Origin of the sequence: Sphingobacterium corticibacterium, from assembly GCF_004208525.1 — a bacterium.
Classification (GTDB): Bacteria; Bacteroidota; Bacteroidia; order Sphingobacteriales; family Sphingobacteriaceae; genus Sphingobacterium; species Sphingobacterium corticibacterium.
Map to the genome: position 1 here is coordinate 165,606 of NZ_SGIT01000005.1, position 19,816 is coordinate 185,421.

16 protein-coding genes are annotated in these 19,816 nt (G+C 41.1%); 9 read left to right on the plus strand and 7 right to left on the minus strand.

The window, feature by feature from the left end:
• Positions 1-21: 21 nt before the first annotated feature.
• The 6 genes from EWE74_RS19210 to EWE74_RS19235 all read right to left on the minus strand — a co-directional run bounded on the left by EWE74_RS19210 (position 22) and on the right by EWE74_RS19235 (position 4,947).
• Positions 22-516 carry a F0F1 ATP synthase subunit B gene (locus tag EWE74_RS19210; RefSeq protein ID WP_130143281.1) on the minus strand — a complete coding sequence of 165 codons (495 nt, stop codon included), beginning with the start codon at positions 514-516 and terminating at the stop codon, positions 22-24.
• Positions 517-641: 125 nt separating this feature from the next.
• Entirely contained in the window at positions 642-845 is a 204-nt protein-coding gene (atpE, locus tag EWE74_RS19215; RefSeq protein ID WP_105727133.1) for an ATP synthase F0 subunit C, read from the minus strand.
• 45 nt (positions 846-890) lie between these two features.
• Complete coding sequence (atpB, locus tag EWE74_RS19220) at positions 891-2,009, minus strand: F0F1 ATP synthase subunit A (protein ID WP_239018725.1); 1,119 nt, start codon at positions 2,007-2,009, stop codon at positions 891-893.
• A gap of 62 nt (positions 2,010-2,071) precedes the next feature.
• The gene (locus tag EWE74_RS19225) at positions 2,072-2,470 is read right to left on the minus strand and encodes a hypothetical protein (RefSeq protein ID WP_130143283.1); all 399 of its coding nucleotides are present in this window, start codon (positions 2,468-2,470) and stop codon (positions 2,072-2,074) included.
• Between the two features lie 12 nt (positions 2,471-2,482).
• Positions 2,483-2,704, minus strand: coding sequence for an AtpZ/AtpI family protein (locus EWE74_RS19230; RefSeq protein ID WP_130143284.1), 222 nt, complete (start codon positions 2,702-2,704; stop codon positions 2,483-2,485).
• Positions 2,705-2,724: 20 nt separating this feature from the next.
• Positions 2,725-4,947, minus strand: a complete 2,223-nt coding sequence (locus EWE74_RS19235; protein ID WP_130143285.1) for a helix-turn-helix domain-containing protein — start codon at positions 4,945-4,947, stop codon at positions 2,725-2,727.
• 217 nt (positions 4,948-5,164) lie between these two features.
• Between EWE74_RS19235 and EWE74_RS19240 the strand changes: the two genes are divergently transcribed.
• On the plus strand, positions 5,165-5,671 hold the full coding sequence (locus tag EWE74_RS19240; protein ID WP_130143286.1) for a cupin domain-containing protein: 507 nt from the start codon (positions 5,165-5,167) through the stop codon (positions 5,669-5,671).
• A gap of 78 nt (positions 5,672-5,749) precedes the next feature.
• Here the strand turns inward: EWE74_RS19240 and EWE74_RS19245 are convergent, their stop codons facing one another.
• Complete coding sequence (locus EWE74_RS19245; protein WP_130143287.1) at positions 5,750-7,768, minus strand: hypothetical protein; 2,019 nt, start codon at positions 7,766-7,768, stop codon at positions 5,750-5,752.
• A gap of 148 nt (positions 7,769-7,916) precedes the next feature.
• Between EWE74_RS19245 and EWE74_RS19250 the strand changes: the two genes are divergently transcribed.
• From EWE74_RS19250 to EWE74_RS19290, 8 genes are all read left to right on the plus strand, one after another.
• Positions 7,917-10,931: a ligand-binding sensor domain-containing protein gene (locus tag EWE74_RS19250; protein WP_130143288.1), complete on the plus strand. Its 3,015-nt coding sequence runs from the start codon at positions 7,917-7,919 to the stop codon at positions 10,929-10,931.
• Positions 10,932-10,939: 8 nt separating this feature from the next.
• Positions 10,940-11,542, plus strand: a complete 603-nt coding sequence (locus EWE74_RS19255) for a response regulator transcription factor (protein WP_130143289.1) — start codon at positions 10,940-10,942, stop codon at positions 11,540-11,542.
• Between the two features lie 48 nt (positions 11,543-11,590).
• Positions 11,591-12,493, plus strand: a complete 903-nt coding sequence (locus EWE74_RS19260) for a hypothetical protein (RefSeq protein WP_130143290.1) — start codon at positions 11,591-11,593, stop codon at positions 12,491-12,493.
• A gap of 230 nt (positions 12,494-12,723) precedes the next feature.
• On the plus strand, positions 12,724-13,764 hold the full coding sequence (locus tag EWE74_RS19265) for an AraC family transcriptional regulator (protein WP_130143291.1): 1,041 nt from the start codon (positions 12,724-12,726) through the stop codon (positions 13,762-13,764).
• Positions 13,765-14,363: 599 nt separating this feature from the next.
• Positions 14,364-14,981 carry a hypothetical protein gene (locus tag EWE74_RS19270; RefSeq protein WP_130143292.1) on the plus strand — a complete coding sequence of 206 codons (618 nt, stop codon included), beginning with the start codon at positions 14,364-14,366 and terminating at the stop codon, positions 14,979-14,981.
• A 181-nt stretch (positions 14,982-15,162) separates the two neighbouring features.
• On the plus strand, positions 15,163-15,879 hold the full coding sequence (locus tag EWE74_RS19275; RefSeq protein ID WP_130143293.1) for a hypothetical protein: 717 nt from the start codon (positions 15,163-15,165) through the stop codon (positions 15,877-15,879).
• A gap of 134 nt (positions 15,880-16,013) precedes the next feature.
• Positions 16,014-16,718: a LuxR family transcriptional regulator gene (locus EWE74_RS19280; RefSeq protein WP_130143294.1), complete on the plus strand. Its 705-nt coding sequence runs from the start codon at positions 16,014-16,016 to the stop codon at positions 16,716-16,718.
• 104 nt (positions 16,719-16,822) lie between these two features.
• Positions 16,823-19,801, plus strand: a complete 2,979-nt coding sequence (locus EWE74_RS19290) for a WG repeat-containing protein (RefSeq protein WP_165384772.1) — start codon at positions 16,823-16,825, stop codon at positions 19,799-19,801.
• Positions 19,802-19,816: the final 15 nt, after the last annotated feature.

Consider the following 19,816-nt stretch of genomic DNA (forward strand, 5'->3'; position numbering starts at 1 on the left):
ATTTAAAATCTGAACAACCCGTTAGTTTAACTTCACATCTTTCAACAAGTCACTTACAAAAGCGTCCTGTTTAGTCTGATCTTCAAACTCTTTTGTTAAAACTTTACGGGCAATATCCAAAGATAAAGAAGAAACTTGATTTTTAACTTCGGCTAATGCCTTGTTTTTCTGCTCTTCGATTTCTCTTTTTGCTTGCTCCAAAATCTTTTTGCCGGACTCCTGGGCTTCCGTTTTCGCGTCGGCAACGATCTTATCTTTAAGCTCTTTTGCTTCTTTTAAGATATTATCCCGCTCCACACGTGCTTCTTTTAACAACTGTTCATTTTCATTGGTTAGGCGAGCCATCTCCAATTTCGCCTTTTCTGCCGAATCCAGCGCATTTTGGATATTTCCCTCTCTTTCCTTAATTGCTTTCAGTACGGGTTTCCAAGCAAATTTACCCAATAAAAATAACAGGATTAAGAAACTAACGGTGTGCCAAAAAATCAGACCAATTTCGGGAATTAATAAATCCATATTATTATGCTATGTATGACGTTTAAAGTTTTTCTTTTTAACTATTGTTTTTTGATGAATAAAAGAACCCGAAATGGCAACCCCAAGACAGGTTCTTTTAATCCTTTGGTTTCTTAATGCTATTATTAAGCGATCAAAGAAACAACCACTGCGAATAGAGCAACCGCCTCGATAAAGGCAGCAGCGATCAACATAGCAGTTTGGATTTTTGAAGCAGCCTCAGGCTGGCGAGCGATAGATTCCATTGCAGAACCACCGATTTTACCAATTCCCAAACCAGCTCCGATAGCAGCTAAACCTGCTCCAATTGCGGCTAATGTACCTGTCATAGTTTTAAAATATATTAGTTAAAAAATTGTTCCCTCAATCTGTTATTAATGTTCGTGGTGTTCTTCGATAGCCATACCGATGAACAAAGCCGACAGAATTGTAAAGATAAACGCCTGTATAAAAGCTACTAACAATTCTATTAAGCTGATAAAGATAGTAAATATAACTGAACCTCCAGCTACTGCACTTGCATTAAAGATAAACGGCAAACACAATAAAGACAACACTAAGATGTGACCTGCGGTAATGTTCGCAAACAAACGAATCATCAACGCAAATGGCTTTGTAAATACACCGATAATCTCTACAGGAATCATCAGCGGTTTCAACCACCAAGGTACCGGCGGATTGAAAATATGCCCCCAGTAATATTTATTCCCGTTAAACAAAATAATCAATAACGTAATAACAGCCAACACCATCGTCACGGCAATATTTCCCGTTACGTTGGCCGATCCCGGGAAGAACGGCACCAAGCCCAACATATTCATAAACCATATAAAAAAGAACACCGTCAATAAATAAGGCATAAAGCGCTCATATCGGTGTCCTAGGTTTGGAATAGCTATTTCATCCCGTACAAAAAGAATAATCGGTTCCATAAAGGACTGTATACCCTTTGGTGCTTTCCCAGCATTTTTCTTGTACCCTCTTGCTACAGCAAAGAACACCAGAATCAATACGATGAATCCTAAAAAGATGCTGAATACGTTTTTAGTAATGGAGAAATCCAACGGACGTTTATTCGTAGCGTGATGCTCATCATCATACACGATATAAGCGCCATGGTCATTCGCCTGCTCCGCGGCATAGTAAATCTTACCATGGTATTTAACAAAAGCTTGGCCTTTTTTCTCGACGATTTTGGTACCGTCGTCGTTCCGTGCAAATTCACTCGAACAAAAAGTTACCAAACCATTCTCTGTATATAATATAACAGGTAAGTAAATACCAACCCATTTTGATTTGCCTTCCGGATCGCCACCAAAAATAGTAAATTCATGCGAATCACCGATGTGATGGAAAATAAACGCAGTAATATCAAAACCTTTCTTCTCGTGTGCATGGTCATCCGCTGTTTCGGCATGCTGTTCCGGTGCAGATGTAGTAGTTAAAGAGGATGCAAACGAAGAGAAAGAAGCTAGAAAAACGCACAAAATCATCAAAGTTCTGATTCTGGCTGAAGTTAAAAAGTGGCTTATTTCCATCTATACAATATTTTTAGCTATTTTATTTTGCGCCGCAAGTTACGTAACAAAACAATAACTTCAAAGCATGACATTAATAAATATATACAAAAAAAGTTCAGCCCTAATAGCACCTTATTTTCGGCTTTAAAACCGTACAAAAAAACCATAAAAATACCGAGCGATATCAGCATTTTTATCATGACACCACCCAAAATAGCATACACGCCGAGCTCCGGATTACTATGTATGCCGAGATACGATATAGCATACGCAAATACCGTAACCATATATAATAATATACAGAGTGGCACGAACGTGCTATCTAAAAAACGTAGGTCTGCCGATTGCTGTATAATATAAGCGCCGCCGAAAACGAACACGCTGCCCAACAATAATTTCCAGGCAAACTGCCCTGTAGTTTTTAAAATATCCAATGTATTACAAATTTATTTTCCGTTCTTCCCCATACGCTGCACCTGCACAATCAACTGATATAAGGAAATCAACACAGCAAACAACGTCAGCCCTATTGTCCACCAGTTTTTTTCAACCGCATACTTTTCGTCCAACCAGCTTCCCAGCCAATAGCCCGCAAAGATAGTCGCTAACATCTGGAATGGCACACCGATCCAAGTTGCCATTTTTCTGCGATTTGATTTTTCTCTCATTGTCTGTGTCGTTAAGGGCGTTAAACCTTTTCACTTTCCAGCACCTTTTGCCCCAGCTTTATATCGGGGTACGAATAATCTTCACCGAGTATCATCTTGATCTCCGAAGAAGACTTCCCGTCATTTTTACGCAATACCTCCAATAGCACCTCCAGTTTTGCGCTGTCTATTAAATCTTCCGCTTCCACTTCATTTCCTACAAAATGAATGAGGTGCCCGTATATCGTACCAACCACCATACCACGCTTCTGCGCGATATCATCCACACTCAATCCGTCCAGGAACAAATCTAAGGAAATTGCTTTGGTATCTTTTTCCACACCCTCCTCCTCTGCTTCCTTAACTTCGCTATCCTTCGTCTTTTCCTGTTGACTGAGCGTCTGTACATGTAAAGACAGATCACCTTCCTGCGTCAATATATCTGCAATCGTCAGGCAATGTGCGAGCTGTTCCTTCTTGCGCCTGAAATCCAATAGTATGGACCGTAGCTCTTGTACATATTTTTTGGTACGTTTTTTAATCGTCCATGCTTCGATATGTTCCTGCATAGTCAGCAGCACCTCCTCGTCAAGCCGAGGTAAGAACCAAGCTACCGCCGCTTTTGTGCGTTCGCAAATCTTACCATAATCCAATGCTTCCTTATCGCGCAACATGCTATATAATAAGGTAACGAACTTATTCGCCACTTTCTCCTGCTCCTTTAATATCCCGGAAAGATTGCCTAGGTATTCCAACGCAGCCTCTTTACTGTCGATATTCCGTTTTCCTAAAGATGCTATGAGTTCATCTACACTTTCAACTAAGGTTCCCCAGCGAAAACTTTGCAGCACGATCTGTCCCAAATAATTGCGTTGACACGTTTCCAGAATTTTGGCCACCCCTGCATTGGGTATCATCCGCTGCATAAAATCCACTACTTGTGCATCTGTACGGATAGAATGCATCGGAATTTTAGATTTTAATACCAGGCCCTCCAATCCGGTCAGTCTACTCAACGCCACGTACACCTGCCCTGCGGCAAACGAAGTTCCCGCATCAATTACAGCCTTATTAAAGGTAAGCCCTTGACTTTTATGTATAGTGATTGCCCATGCGAGCCGTAACGGGAATTGGGAAAATGTCCCCATCACCTCTTCCTCGATCTTATCTTCGCCTTTATTATACTTATATCGGATATTCTCCCAGGTCTCGCGTCGAACCACGACATCATCCGAACCGTCGTTAAAACCGACGACCACTTGGTGGCGATCCAAATTTAATTCCTTAACCGTTCCTATTTTTCCATTAAAGAATTTCCGATCTTCTCCACTATCATTTTTAATAAACATAACCTGCGCACCTATTTTCAAGGGGAGCATTTCATCTGCCGGAAAAGAACCCTGTTGAAACTCATCTTTCACGACAGCCTGTACGTTATGCATTGTTCCTTTCAGCCTAGTCAGTTCTTCCTGATTAATGGCATCCGCCAATTTATTGTGTGACGTTAAAGTAATATATTGTTCTTCTTCATCTGGAGAAAACGCGGGCTGATAGTGACCGTTCAACTTCTCCAAATCGTCTGCGGAACACTTATTATTTCGGATGTTGTTTAACAGATCGATAAAATCATTGTCATTCTGCCGATAGATCTTGCTAAGCTCCAAGATAACTGGTGGATGCTCCCGCAATACTTTCGCATCAAAAAAGAACGGGCTACGATAATGATCACGTAATACCTGCCATTCATGCTCCCGAACAACGGGTGGTAACTGATAAAGATCACCGATAAAAAGCATCTGTACACCTCCAAACGGACGCATGTCGCGACGTACCGATTTCAAAATAACATCAATCGCATCCAATGTGTCGGCACGCACCATCGAGACTTCATCAATGACCAATAGCTCCAGCTCCTGTAAAATAGCACGTCGTTGTCGGGTCAGTTTGATGGTCGAAAATAATCGACTCTTGTTATAGATATGGCTATCCTGTTCGTTCCATTGCAAAGGGTAATCTTCGATAAATGTTCCAAACGGCAACCAAAAGAGCGCATGCAGGGTTGTTCCGCCGGCATTCATTGCAGCCACCCCCGTAGGAGCCGTAATCGCCATTTTCTTGTGGGAGTTTTCCCGAATATATTTTAAAAAGGTAGTTTTACCGGTACCTGCTTTACCCGTTAGGAACAAATGTTGGTTTGTTTGATTCACAAAAGAAACTGCCTGCAAAAAAGCTTCGTTTTGTTTGTCAAATTTTAACTGTGTCATTGATTTTCTTTTTTGGATTGTTAAGCATGTTACTCAAATGTAAGAAAAGTTAAGGAGCTTAAAAACATGTATTGTTTAATTTCAAGAAAACTCCTAACTTCACCGCATAAAAACGGTGCTATTTAAGACATAGCTACCAACATTATTAAAGATGCTTCGTAACCTCAGTATGACAGACGAGCGGATTAGTTTTACAATTACTAACAAATAAACAGATATGTCAGAACAATACGTTAATAAAGGCGAATTATTTAGTCAAATAGAAGAAAAATTAACAGCACAAGGTTTTACTATTGATCATATAGACCAAACCCGCCCTTGGGGAGGTTTCTTTGTTATTGCCGAGGAACAGGCACAACAGTTTGCCAACACCTATTTTGATGGATTAGACGTACAAAATCTCAAAATATCCGGCAAATTAAGTCCTAAGATCTTGGTGGTTGCTCCGGAAAAACGGTTATCCTGGCAATATCACCACCGTCGTGCGGAGATATGGCGTGTTACACAGGGCGAAGTAGGTATTATCACCAGCGCTACGGATGAACAAAACGAACTAAAAAAATTAAAGGAGGGTGATGTTATCCGCCTGTCTCAAGGAGAGCGTCACCGTTTAATTGGTTTGAAAACCTACGGTGTAGTAGCTGAAATATGGCAACATACAGACGCCAACAACCCTTCTGATGAGAGCGACATCGTTCGGGTTGAAGATGATTTTGGAAGATAAGGATTAAACCCAATACCAAAAATAAAATAAACCGATCCGCTACGTAAAGCAGGTCGGTTTATTACCTATAGCGGCCCCCTACTTACCGCCAAACAATGCTTTAACCGAATCAAAAAAACCAGGCTTGGCGATTGCTACCCCTAATCCAAACGCACTTTCTTTACCTATTGCCGCATATTTGTCACGCAAGTCGGCGATATCCTCCACCGGCACTTCCACATTCGAAAGTGGGATATATTCAATCTCTGCCGTAGCACCATACTTATCGATTTTTTTCTTCAAGCTATATTTAAAAAGCCTATAGTCCACATCCATTCGCCTATTTGTATAGTGATCCTGCATATCTATCGGTTTATCTGAACGGATCGTTATTGAATAACGCTCACTATCATACGAATGCCAGAAACTCACATCTTTCAGCACATAATCCTTTAAGTGGTTTTTCAAGATGTTGCCATCATAAAACTTCACGTATTTACGCCCGTCATTGCCCACATAATAGGGTTTATCAATAGTGGCTGTGTATAGCGTTACGAAGATATTATTCACTTTATCGTCGCTTACGACAGTCAGCGAAGCATCTTTAAATACCTGGCGCTTATCATTCCCATTTTCACCTTCGACAAAATCCATACAGCTGAAAACGAAGTTGTTGGTATTATCTACCACTGCTTTTTTATTGGTGGTCTTCACATAACGGCGCATGCCATTTGCCCGACCGTAGCGATAGGTGGTTTTTATGGTAATGGTCCCCACCTCATCCTTCACATCCAGCGTAACCTCGTCAAAAATCGAAAAATCAGCACTTTTATAAGGTTCGCGCTCTTGCAAAACACTATTCGGCTTGATTTCCATATAGTTCAGAAAGCTGATAAACGTACGGTTTTCGAGCGTACCATATTCGTCGCGATACGTAGCATCCACAAAATAGTCTTTCTCTTTATGACGCACTTTTACAATCACATGGTTAAAATTAAATAACGATGGCAGATAATATCTCAAATAATAATCCGCGTTGTAATTTACCAGCGTAACCGATGAATCAACACCTAAATAATCCAGCACACATTTGAGCAGCACGGTTTTCGCCTTACAATCTCCTTGTTTAAATTCATACGTAACCCACGGATCTTGCGGTTTATGACCGTGCATCTCCTCTTCGTTATATATATAACGCACATGGTTCTGTACAAATTCAATCGCCAACTGAATTTTAGCTTCGAGGTCATCGCCAAGTGCATCCAGTTTAGCAACCAGATCAGGGGCATATTCCAAAAGCGGCTTAGCCGTCAATGCTGTCTCGTAATAAGGCAGCACCAAACCCAGCAATTCTTCATAAGTACTCTGCGTGACGAAATCAATAAAAGGAAATAGCTCGCGATTAACATCTACCGGATTTAGATAATGCGTATAGCGTAACGAAAACGTATCTCCCGATGCGATCACCCCCTCCTCTATGGGCAACAATTCCCCCTGTTCATCACGGAAAAACTGCTTCTTATAAGTAATCGGTTTAGAACGTTTATTGATAAAATCAAAGGCATAGCTTCCATACGCCCAATATACGTCGGGACTAGACCATACATATTTTATCAATTCTCTACGTAAAAAATCTTTATCAGTAAAGGTCAACACGCGGGTATCTTCCACCAAGATAATGTCATAAAGCCGCACATCCTTAATATTAATATTGACTTTCTTCGAACTATTGATGACGCCGTCCAAACTTTGTCCTTCGTTATCCAGGACCTTAAACGTTGTATCCGGCAATTTATCGATCAGCACACCATCCCGGAGTATGGCAATGCGATGGAAGACCATGTGTTCGGATGGATAAAGGACAAACTCATTGACAGACGCAAACTCCAATGTACCCGGTTGTTGCACGCTATATGCCATACAATTGTATTCCGCATTCTGTGTATCGTCTGTATATTGGATTTTACGTAGGAAATAACAATAATCCTTACCTTCATCATATTGTTGTTGGGAAAAGTCATTTTCCACAATATTAGACAACAATTCTTCTTCCGATAATGGGGTAGCCCATGCTGCCGGTGCTCCGATTTTGTATTTTTCTTCTAATTCTTGTTCCATAAGAAACGATTGGTTTTGGATAAAAATAGGAAAAACTTGTCTGAATTCACAACCAAAAAAAATACCCACTAACGGGTATTGGCAACAAGAAATGGTTTCCCTAACTTTGAATAGCATCCGAAAGAATTATTAACCTTTCGCAAAAGAAATGAGAAAACGATTCCTCCTGTATCTTATGGTGATCACAGCATGGTTCTCGGGCAACGCACAAACAGCACCCGGTGACACACTTGCTGTCCTTCAAATTGCACAGGAAGAAGGTCTCTCCCAATTAGGCGCCACATCGCTACAATTTGATAAAAACGGCTATTTGTGGATCGGTACACAAAATGGCCTGAACCGTTTCAACGGTCACCAAATGAAAGTCTGGCTCGCCGAGGAAAAAATCAACGATTTTCCGAACGATCTTATCCGGGCAATGCATTATGAGAACGACACCCTGTGGATGACCACCCATATGAATGCACTCTGTGCCTACCTTCTGGCCGAAAACAGGTTTATTCATTTTTCCGATCAATTAGATTTTGAAAACACACCGTCCCTCAAACATAGCTTGGCACTATATGCCGCGTCGGACAATCAATTGCTAATTGGCACGGCCGGTCATTGTTTACTTTTCAACCGGCATACGTTAACCTATGAAACCTTACAGATCCCACAACTACTTGAACATGATTTCGTCACCTGTATAGAATCGATTGACGAACGTCACTACTTAATAGGCACAAATGCCAGTGGTTTATATCTACTAGACCTCCGATCAAAATCCTTATATGCCACCGATTATTTAAAGGCGCTACAAAGGAGACAGATAAACGTCTTGTATAAACAACCGAGCGGCGATATACTCATCGGGACAGATCGCGGACTATATACATTGGCACCGGATACAAAAGAACTGAAACAAGAAAGTGAGCAGGTTATACGCGGTATTTATCCTTGGGACGATAATTGCCTATTAATGAGCGGTGCCAGCACAAATTTTCTCGTAACGGAAGGCTGGAAATGGCAAAGATTAACGTTCGTCGATCATCGCGGAAAAGAATTGGAAGCCGTTATTTTAGCCTATGAACAAGATGCACAAGGCGGAAAATGGTTGGGTACAGAAACGCGGGGTTTGTTTTATTACCATCCCTATCAAACCAAATTCAGACCGCAGCTTATCCAGGCAAGCAACGCTCCAAAAAAGGATTTTATCAGCATCTTCAATTTTTTACGATCGGCGAACGATTTATGGATGGCCACCGAATTTGGGTTTGTAAAACATCCGTTAAAATCTGCTGATTACAAACTGTACCGAACAGATTTTGTAGGATATACACTCGCCGAGGATGCCGTAGGCAAAATTTGGGCAGGTGGTTATGACCAAGGTCTTTTGCGCTATAACGCACAAACCGATAAATTTGATCGTATCCCTTTACCTATTGTGGATCGTGACGTTATCCAGATAACCCCTATCTCTCCCGACACGATATGGATCCACACGTTGGCCAGCGGTATTTATGCGCTCAACATCCACGATCTAAAAGCAAATCCGGTGGGTCTTTGGGAAAGGCCCATTCTAGGCTCAAGAGCCAGTTATGTAGACCGCAAAGGCAATATATGGATCGGGAGTGAGAATGGTCTCTATTGCGTCAATCGCGATAGAAACATCACGTATTACGATTCGCTATCCAACGGACGGGTGTTTGCGATCACGGAGGATCAACAGCACATCTGGATCGGTACGGCAAAAGGACTAAATAAGCTCCACCCCCGGACCGGAAAAATCACACACTACACGAAACAGACGGGGCTCCCGAACGATTTTATTTACGGCGTGCAAGTGGATGACAACCACAATATTTGGGTATCGACCAATTACGGTATTTCTATGCTGGATCAACGAACCGAAACATTTAAAAACTATACCGAAGATGACGGGTTGCAAAACAACGAGTTTAACGGCAAGGCTGCTTACCGCGACAGTTTAGGCAATCTTTATTTTGGCGGAATGAATGGATTTAACATCTTTCATCCAGACAGCATCCCGATCAACGTTCATACAGGGCGAACACATATTGAGAATGTGCTCCTCTTCGGAAGACCTATTGCACAAAATATCCTCTACACGGACACACTCGTTTTTTCGCACGACCAGAACGTTATTACTTTTGACTATGTGAACCTAAACTATTTATGGAGCAAAAAGAACCGGTATCAATTTATGCTGGAAGGGTTCGATAAAGAATGGCGTCCCGTAACGCGCGACCGCTCCACCACGTATACCAACCTTTCTCCCGGAACCTATACCTTTAAAGTACGTGGAAGCAACAACGAGTTGTTATGGGGTGATATAGATGAAATAACGGTCATTATCCGCTCTCCCTGGTATGCTACCACCATTTTCCGAATCGGATTTATTTTGTTTGTATTAGTACTCATCGCCGGCGGATTTTCCTACAAAACCTATCAGCAACGGCAAACTAACCGCCGGCTGCTCCACATGGTCCAGGAGCGTACCGAAGAACTATCGGAGGCCAACAAAGCGCTCCACCAGTCATTAGAATTGACACAGCATCAAAAAGAAAATATTTCTTTCCTGATGCAAGAACTCAATCATCGTGTCAAGAATAATCTACAGCTGATTACCAGTCTTATCGACATACAAAGTTTTGAAATCAGCGACCAACGTATTCAGGATAAATTGCGCACCCTGCAGTCACGCATTTTTACCGTATCCAAAATACATGATCTCCTCAATGTACGCGATTCAGAACAAGGTGTATATATCAACACCTTTATCGATAACCTTGCACAAGATCTGATTATTTTTTCGGGGCAAGATATCGACTTCCACGCCGACATGGAACAAGTGATACTACCATCAAATAGGTTAACGTATATCGGACTTATCATCAATGAGATGATCACCAACTCCATAAAACACGCCTTTCAAGATCAGCAGACAAATAAAACGATCTATATTCGCCTAGATACCAATGGAGACAACATGATCCTGCGGTATCAGGACAATGGTGTCGGGTTTAACAAAGACAAAATATGGGATGCTGGCCACCAAGGAATGAACCTCATCCATTTACTCATCGCCGAACTAAAAGGTACGATTGATTTAGAAATCAACGGCGGAACCATATTCATTATCGAACTACCTACAAAATAACAAAAGCCATGGAAACCAACATATTAATACTAGAAGATGAAATCATCATTGCGCGGAGCATCAAACTTCATTTGGAGACAAATGGTTACGCTGCCGAAATGGCAACGAGTCCAGAGGAAGCCATGAAGCTATTGGAACAACAATCGTTCGATTTAGTACTCAGCGATATTAACCTCCGCCATGCTATTGATGGTATTAGCTTTGCGAAGCAGTTTATCCCGGAGCGCACACCCGTCGTATTTCTTACGGCCTATTCTGATCTTCAAACGCTACAAAAAGCAGAGCTCGTCATGCCTTATGCCTACCTTCTCAAACCTTTCCACAAGGAACAGCTGCTGCTCACCATTAATCTCTCCATTGCACATGCGCGAAAAAAGGTGCTACCGTCATCGATAGCTATTAACGGCAACAACGAGGAAATTACCTTAAGCGCAAGAGAAATAGAAGTCGTACAACTCGTCGCTCAAGGAAAAACCACGACCGAAATTGCCCATCAACTTTGTATAAGCCCGGAAACGGTTGCTACCCATCGCAAAAAAATTACGCGGAAAACAAAATGCAAAAACGTCGTCGAGCTGATTGCACTCGCCGTGGATAAAGGTTGGTTGTAACTTATTGTATTTTTTATTACTTTTGAGAAGTATCAACGTAAAACCATTATGACAAATTTGCTCAACAACTACAAACTTTTACCTAGAAGAGTAATGATCAGTGTATTCACCGATCTCTTTAAAATCTTACCTGAACTAATTGAGGAGTTAACACCACAAGGATGGGAAAAAAGTGTATATCATGCATTATTCCATCTCAACGCGAGAGAATATTTTTTTGAGAAGCTCTATTACAAGGTTATCGACCATAACTTTGAAGTGCAGTTCGGAACAGACTCCCGCATTCAAAAAACAGGCGTTCTTTCGGATAATCCATCCGAGGAAGAAATCTGGGAGTGGTTAAATGCGATTGGCCCTATCAAAGCGCATTACAAGAAGGAACCCTATAGCCCTGAACTGGAACTGGCCTCTTTACTTTCGGAAACGCTCGTTTTTATATCGAGTTGCCTTTATTTTCAATCCAAGGATTCCGATCTTTGGTTAGAAGTACATCCGGAAGTTGCCGGTAATGCTGCTGCGATCGTTGCCCGTGATTTAGAAATATTTGAAGGATCCTCTTATATGCAGTTCCCAAAGATATATTGGTATAAACGGATGTTGATTCACAATGTGAAATGGCTTCCTCTTATGAAAATAATTATACGGGCATTCCAAAAAACCGAATATTCCCTCGTATATGTTGACACAGAACTTTTACACATTATAGATGAACACCTCCATGCGGATCATGAAGCACCCAACAAGATTCCTAACTACAAAAATAAGGAGCACTACCGGCTGGGTATAACCAGTGACCCCGATATAGATGAGGTGTTTGATAACACCGCGAGAGAATTGCCATCGGAAGCTGTTGTGGCGTATTTCGATGTGTATGGCGATTGGCCTCCGGGCTACCCGCCCACCAAGGAAGAATATTTTGCCTTGTATAACAAATTGGAGGGTAAGGGGTAGACGGTCGCGAGAAGTGGAATATAGCACAAATCGGACATTTTCAACGAATTACGTTTTATTTTGTCCGATTTGTATTATAATCCGTGCCGAACTTTGATTAAGGCTATCATTACCTACAATAATAAGCAGATGGGAATCGTAAACTATTTCATTACCTTTAAAGAAACAATATAACAAATTATGAAAAGCCAGATTCTACTAACTAGAGATATGGGCACTAACAAGAAGAGATGACATCTATTTATAATGACAGTATCCGAATTCCACCCCTTCAATCTAACACCGCAAGCGACGGCAATCTGCCAACCCTTAATCTAAATTTTCTTACAGAAGCAGATATTGCCCTTTGGGACGGCAAGCAGTATATGGCTTTCAAACAGCTGGAAGGACTCCACGTAATCGAAGTCAAGGGAACATACCAAACAGATTGGCATTTTGATCTGCTCTTACCAGACTGCTTTTGGCTGTTCTTCCAGTTTACCGGGCATTCTAAACGGGATGCCTTATCGCATACAGCTTTGTCTGCCGGTGAATATAGAGGCTTTTACAGCATACGCGATACACACAACATACAGATAAAGGCCGGCAAGACGTGGATGGTGCTTCTGGGCGTAAAAATCAACGATACAGCAACCTTTACATCGGAATGGCCGCAGCTCGTAAAACCTGCAACAATAGATCAGCCTTATTTTTCCAGTATAAACATCGGTTACCGCATCAGGCAGATCTTTGAAAAAATCCAGCAAAATACGGCTACCCCCTATTCCCTGCGTAGCAATATCCATTACCATCTTTGTCAGTTGATAGAGGTATATCATCAAGACCTGAAAGACAAAGCCCGTTCGCTTCACAAAGAAGATATTGTCATCTATAACGAGGCTATTGATTATATCGTAGAACATTATATGGACGAGGATATTAATAAAAATACCATTGCTGAAAAATTGCAAGTCAGCTCCCGCAAACTATATCGCGTCTTTGAAGGTAAACATACGACAATCCACAGCGCCATACAGACCATACGCTTATATAAGGGAAGGGAGATGCTGCGTGAAACGGATATGTCTGTAGACGGCATTGCCTTCAGCTTAATTTTTCGACAGCCCATTATTTTTACAAGCAATATGTGCAGCGCTTTGGCCATTCACCATCCAAAGAAAGGGAGCTCCACCGTAAAAAGAAAAAGAAAAAGAAAAACACGGGTGTGTCTGCAAAAAACGGGAAGAGAAAATAACGCGACCGTCGTGCTTTTCTATCAGGCATCCAGATAAACCGGAAATACACAGATGCTATGTGCTTTTCCCCCTGCTATATATAAAAGCACCTTTCGGATATGTTGTTTCGTACGACCGGAAAACTTACAGACACTTCTGCAAGGCAACATAGCATTCCAATAAAGAGAAAAAGAAATCCTGCAAAAAAGAGTTGCGCGACAGCCAAAAGAATGAACACGCGTGTTTCACGGAAATATACCTTTGTCAAAAAATAATACAGCGGTGTATAAAGAAGATACAACGGTGTAAAACAAAAAGACGACACAATAGCACCACCATACACAACTGTTTTTTCGTTTTTCCGTCGTACTTTTCCTTTTACCCTCTTGGTTTTTAGTTTTACGTCTATGTTTAAAGTTTACGTTTTTTCATCACGATCTTCACAAAAAACACCATTCATATATCAATAAAACCACTTTTATATAAAAAACAGGTTCCAAACGACTTTTTTCATATGGTAAAATAGTGCCAAAAGTTTTTGGAGACACCCCTATTTTTGGCACTATTTTACCATATCGGCGCCAAACCGGTGTCGTATGTTTGTATCGTTGCAACAAGGATCAATAAACAAATGTTAAATTTTAATTTTCAAAATCATGAAAAAACCAACAAAACTATTCAGAAGCATGAACAACGAGGAGTTGATGCAGTATGCGGAACAGATTATCACGAAAATGAGAGCATCCGAAGCGGTATTCCCAGAGCCGGTGCCGGGTTTAGGTAGTATCGAAACGGCATTAATCGCCTTCCGTCTATCGGCTACAGAAGCCGCGCATCGAGACAGCCGGGCGATCCGTATCAGGCGGGAAAAGAGAAACGAGCTAGAATACTTGCTCAGCGAACTCGCAAAATATGTCGACACGATTGCCAACAAGGATGCGGTTATCATCCAAACCGCTGGCTTTACACTCTCTAAAGATGCCGAATCATTTACGGGCGTCGTCCCCAAAGCGAAAGGTGTGGTAGCCGAACCGCAACAGGTTGGATCCCGCCGCATTAAGATCAAGGTAGCTCGTTGGAAAGGTGCCCGCATGTATCGCTATCAATTCCGAAAAAAAGGTATCGAAACCGAATGGTCTGAACTACTCAGCTCAAAATCGACCTTTGTCATCGAGGGCTTGGAGAGATTTCAGGAGTATGAGTTCCGCGCCAGCTATCTGGGTATTAACCCCGAACCAAACTATAGCGACATTGTAGCGAGCTACGTGGTTTAAGACCGTTCTTCGGAACAACATTTTCTGGGATTAATAACATGGACTTCTAAGATATAGAAGTATTAAAAAAAATGCAGAAGCATCACAAACACAAGGAAAGGCGCCGTTATTTCTGATCATCACAGCAAGATTGGAATAACGGCAGCCATTTTTCAAGAATTAAATGTATATTGTAAGAAAAATGAAAGAGATCGTAAAAGAACACCCATTACGTCCTATTATACTCCAGTTTGACCTAAAAAAGAAAGCACTGGATTTTGAGGTGAAGGCACTTGCAGCTTACTACCGTATGCACGACAGATCGTGGGAAACCAAACAAAATCTCTCGCAACATAAAAATACGCTTACAGAAATTGATATCAAGACAATAGAACTGGAATACCGGCTAGCCCCCATCGAACTGCAATTAGATTTTATGGAAGCGGCCTTTAAGCTTGCTGACAACGTGGAACTCCCCGAGATAGCGGAACCATTTACGATTGATATCGCAGATTTCTACGAAGAGGTGGAAAGCCATAATAAAGATCTTATCGCGCTGCACAAAGACATCACGGTGGAAATGCAATGGTTCAACGACTGGGCAGACTATATTTATGAAAATGAAGATTGGTTTGATGAACAGGACAATGAGGGGGATAAATTGATTCATCAGGTGTTCAAGCATTACGATGAGGTGTCGGTAGATATCATCTCCTTAGACCGGGATCAACAGGAGTTTTTCGGTGTCCTTGGTCATATACGTAAACTCCAACAGGAATATTTTGATTATGGTGAAGAGGTCTCTGCACAATACGCACGTGTGCATCATGAATCTGAAGCTGTATATCAAAGGGCGTTACGTATAAAGGCATACGTCGATAAGCACTTTCCGCTGGATAAGGAATCGTCGGGTGGGTAAGTTTAGCAATAAGGGTTATAAAACGGCGTTTATATCAGCTTCCCGTAATTTAACTTCCCGCAAAAATTTGGAAACCCCATAAATAATCGTTAATTTCAGCATACTGACTTACAATCACTGTTATTACACCATTTATGGAAACACTTGACGCGCAACTATTCGGTATCGCCAAAGGTATTAAATCTGGGGATTTCAATATACCCGATATAGGCGACATTGTACCGGCATCGTTAATGCTTCAGGAACTTGACGGAATACAGCCTATTGGTTGCAGCTATATGAACAAATGGGGTTGTGAACATCTGGGCACTTGCGTTGAAGAGATAAATGAGCTCGGCGAGGCGTACTACGACCGCTACTTCGTTCCAGAGGAGATCGTGGATAACTTCGAAGGAATAGGACATTATCTCGCCGCAGGTGATTTCGATAAGCAATACAATTTCTTTCAACGCGTAAAGTTATATGGCGACAACGACTGCACTTGGTTTTATACAGTCTGCAAATTATTAAAGGTAAAAAACAACACGGGGACTAACAACAAACTGGTGTTGCTTTCTTCCCCCGTTATGGGAATGGACAACTTGATTACACGCGTTAATAAGACGCTGGATCAAGACGCTTATATTCGTACCCATTATCGAAAATTCGCGACATTGACCAATCGGGAGAAAGAAATCATCTCTTTGCTTGCCACTGGAAAATCGACCAAAGAAATCGCCGAGCAACTTTTTTTATCTCCTCATACAATTTCCACACACCGCAAAAACTTGATATATAAAATCGAGTGCCATTCTTTCGCTGAATTATTACGGTTTGCTATGGCGTTTGATTTGATTTAATGCTAAAATACCCATTAGTGGGTATTGTCCTGGAAATCGATGAGCAGTAGTTTTACCTTATTCTTTGGGGCAACTTATCATCTTGAAAAAATGAACGACATATTATGAAGAAAATCATTTTATTTTTAGTACTAGCTTTAGGTTTGAACTTAGCCCTTGGACAGCGCATGCATGATCAGACCGTATATTTCAATAATGTAGATGGTTTTAGCGGTTACGTAAAATTTACCACAACCTACGAAGGAGGTGCAGATATGACGAGGCTGAAAGCAATCCGTGGATCTGTAATAACATTGACCGCATACAGCAATGTCTCTAACGAGGAGCTTGAGGAACTGAGCAAAAATGGTATCGATCTGCGGCTCGGCGGCAAAAACCATGTACCGGATAAAGGACAAATAGCTGTTACAGGGAGCGCGCGTCTTATTACTGACTGGCCGACACAGGCATCTCTATCACTTAACCAACATGGAACGGGCGACTTTACTTCCGTCCCATTTTCAGAAATTGCCAGAAAGCAAATGAAAGAGTGGAGAAAGGCACATAGCGAGAGCAAGGAAAGCCAGTGGGAAAAATATGGTGTTTATCGCGATATTTCCGTGACGGAGCTTCTTCTTCCTGACTTAAAAAACGAAATCAACCGTATCCTTGGTGACTACAAAAGACAACAAGAGGGTTTTGCCAATGCCGTCGTTAATAGTATACAACAAGCCAATGTGTTTAGCTTCGATGCAGCGGAAAGTTATTTAAATAATGCTAAATCTTTTTCTAACAATAGCAACGAGCAACGCAGCAAAATCAGTGAATTGGAAAAACTGATAGCCGAAAAGAAGAAAGAACAAGCAGAAGCAGAAAAAGAGAAACAAGAACTCGCCCAAAAAGAAGCCGAAGAAAAGGAGAAGGAAGCGGAGGAAAAAAAGACTGCACAAACATCCGTTTCTTCAAGCAGTTCGTCGGAAAAAAGTGAAGATGAGGATGAAGACGAAAAAGAATCTAAATCTACAACGAAAAGATACATTCCCAAGACCGCTACACAAATGCATAGCGAACTTAAAGCGATGGCAGCACAAAACCCCGGAATGATGAATGATCCTAACTTTCGTCAACGCCTGCGCCATCTGGAAGTGGATGCCAATAGGGAGCAGCAGACATTAAGGGATTACCGATCAGGCGTACATAATGCTAATCGCCAAACCCTAGCGCAATATGCTGCCAGTAACCAAAGGATAGATACATATACCAAGGCTACAGGGGATGTCACGGATGCGGTAGCAGGCATGGTGACCGGCCTGCTAGCTGAACGCGATCGTAAAAATGAACAACGTAGGCTGCAAATACAAGCTGATATCAATAACTATAATGCGAAAAGAGATGCTTTGAGATCCTATCATGACGAAATGACCAGTGAAAGAACAACCTATACAAACGGTATAGAGCAAGATTTAGAAGCTAAATATGATGAGGTCTGGAAGATTATGTTATCTCCCCTTATGTATGATACAGAAATAGAAGACGATAATAGCTCGAATGTCCACGCTTTTAAAAAAGCAAAACTTACATATGGATTTCTTAACGCGTACGTCATTGGACATAAAGGAGAGTACGGTCTTGCGGCCGATAACGGTACAGTGATATACCCTCCCCAATTCGAAAGTATAAAATCTTATGATTATGATAAAGAAAATGTTCGTTTTATTGTGAACATATATGATAAATGGGGTGAATTAGATGCTAATGGAAGAATAGTCGAAGAAGTAAAATATGATGGGTTATGGTATACAGTTGATGGACAGAAAATTGCACTAATGGATAATCAGTGGGTTATTACGGATAAGAGTGGTCAAGTAAATAAGTATCCTAAAAATGATCTAAAAGGCAAACAGGTGCTTTTAAGCAACCTTAACGACAAAGGGTTTAATTATACCAATAACTTTTATTCCTACCTTTATGTATTAGATTTTGAAAAGGGTATTTATTCCAGCCATATTCAATCCAGAGGAAAAAATCTCACGAAGTTAACTACTTATGGATTGAACACAAAAGAATCTGAATATATTAACGGCGTATATAAAAACCACTACGCATATTTATTTAAAAAAGATAACGATTGGTATAAAGCGGAAATTCATCGATATACAACAAATACTTACACTTTGACTAAAATGCCTAACATCTTTGTTATAGCTGTGAATAATAGATATATCGAGGAAAATACAGGTCCAGCACAATGGGGTGCGATTAATCAAAATAATGAAGTTATTATTCCCTTTGAACATAAACAATTAAATGATTTTGTGAATGGAAGGGCCTTATCTGAAAAAGGAATATATAATGAATCCGGAAGTTTAATTGTTTCCGATAAATACTCCTACCTTTCTGATTTCGATCAGGGGCATGCATTGTTTCATGATAAAAAATCTACCGGGGGCATTGGATACGGTCTTATTGACGACGAGGGGAACGAGGTTGTCCGACTTTCTGAAAACCGTCTCAGCAGTGCCCCAAAATCAATATGGTATAATTTAGGCAGTGAACTATCAAAGGAGAGTAATCCGAATAAAAACCTCGAACTTGCCATATATTGTTATGGTAAAGACGATAATCCGAATTCATCCGGGATGTCTTATTATAATGCCGGGAAAATATATTATCACGAGGCGGGAAAGAACTATTACCCACAGGCCCTGGATTATTTCTTAAAAGCTTCGAAAAGCGTAATTTGGAACTCTATCGGCAACAATACACAACACGAACCACAAGGTAGGTTCAGCATAAAAATGTCTGAGTTATATAATCTGAGATACATTGGTTTTATGTACTATCGCGGACAAGGTACCGCTGAGTCGCAAACATATGCAAATGAATATTTCGAAAAACTGATACGCAAAGGAGAGCAGATTATCAAAGATTTTAGCAAGAAAGGAAGTACGGTGGATGTGTCGTCGGTATATTATCCTATAGGGGAGGCATACGAACATCTAGGCAACAAAAAACAGGCAATAAAATACTACAAACGCTCGAAGAGCAGCTCGGCGAACGATCGCCTGCAAGCAATCGAGGATGGGAGAATGTACTCTTTTTAATATTTTATCTAAAAA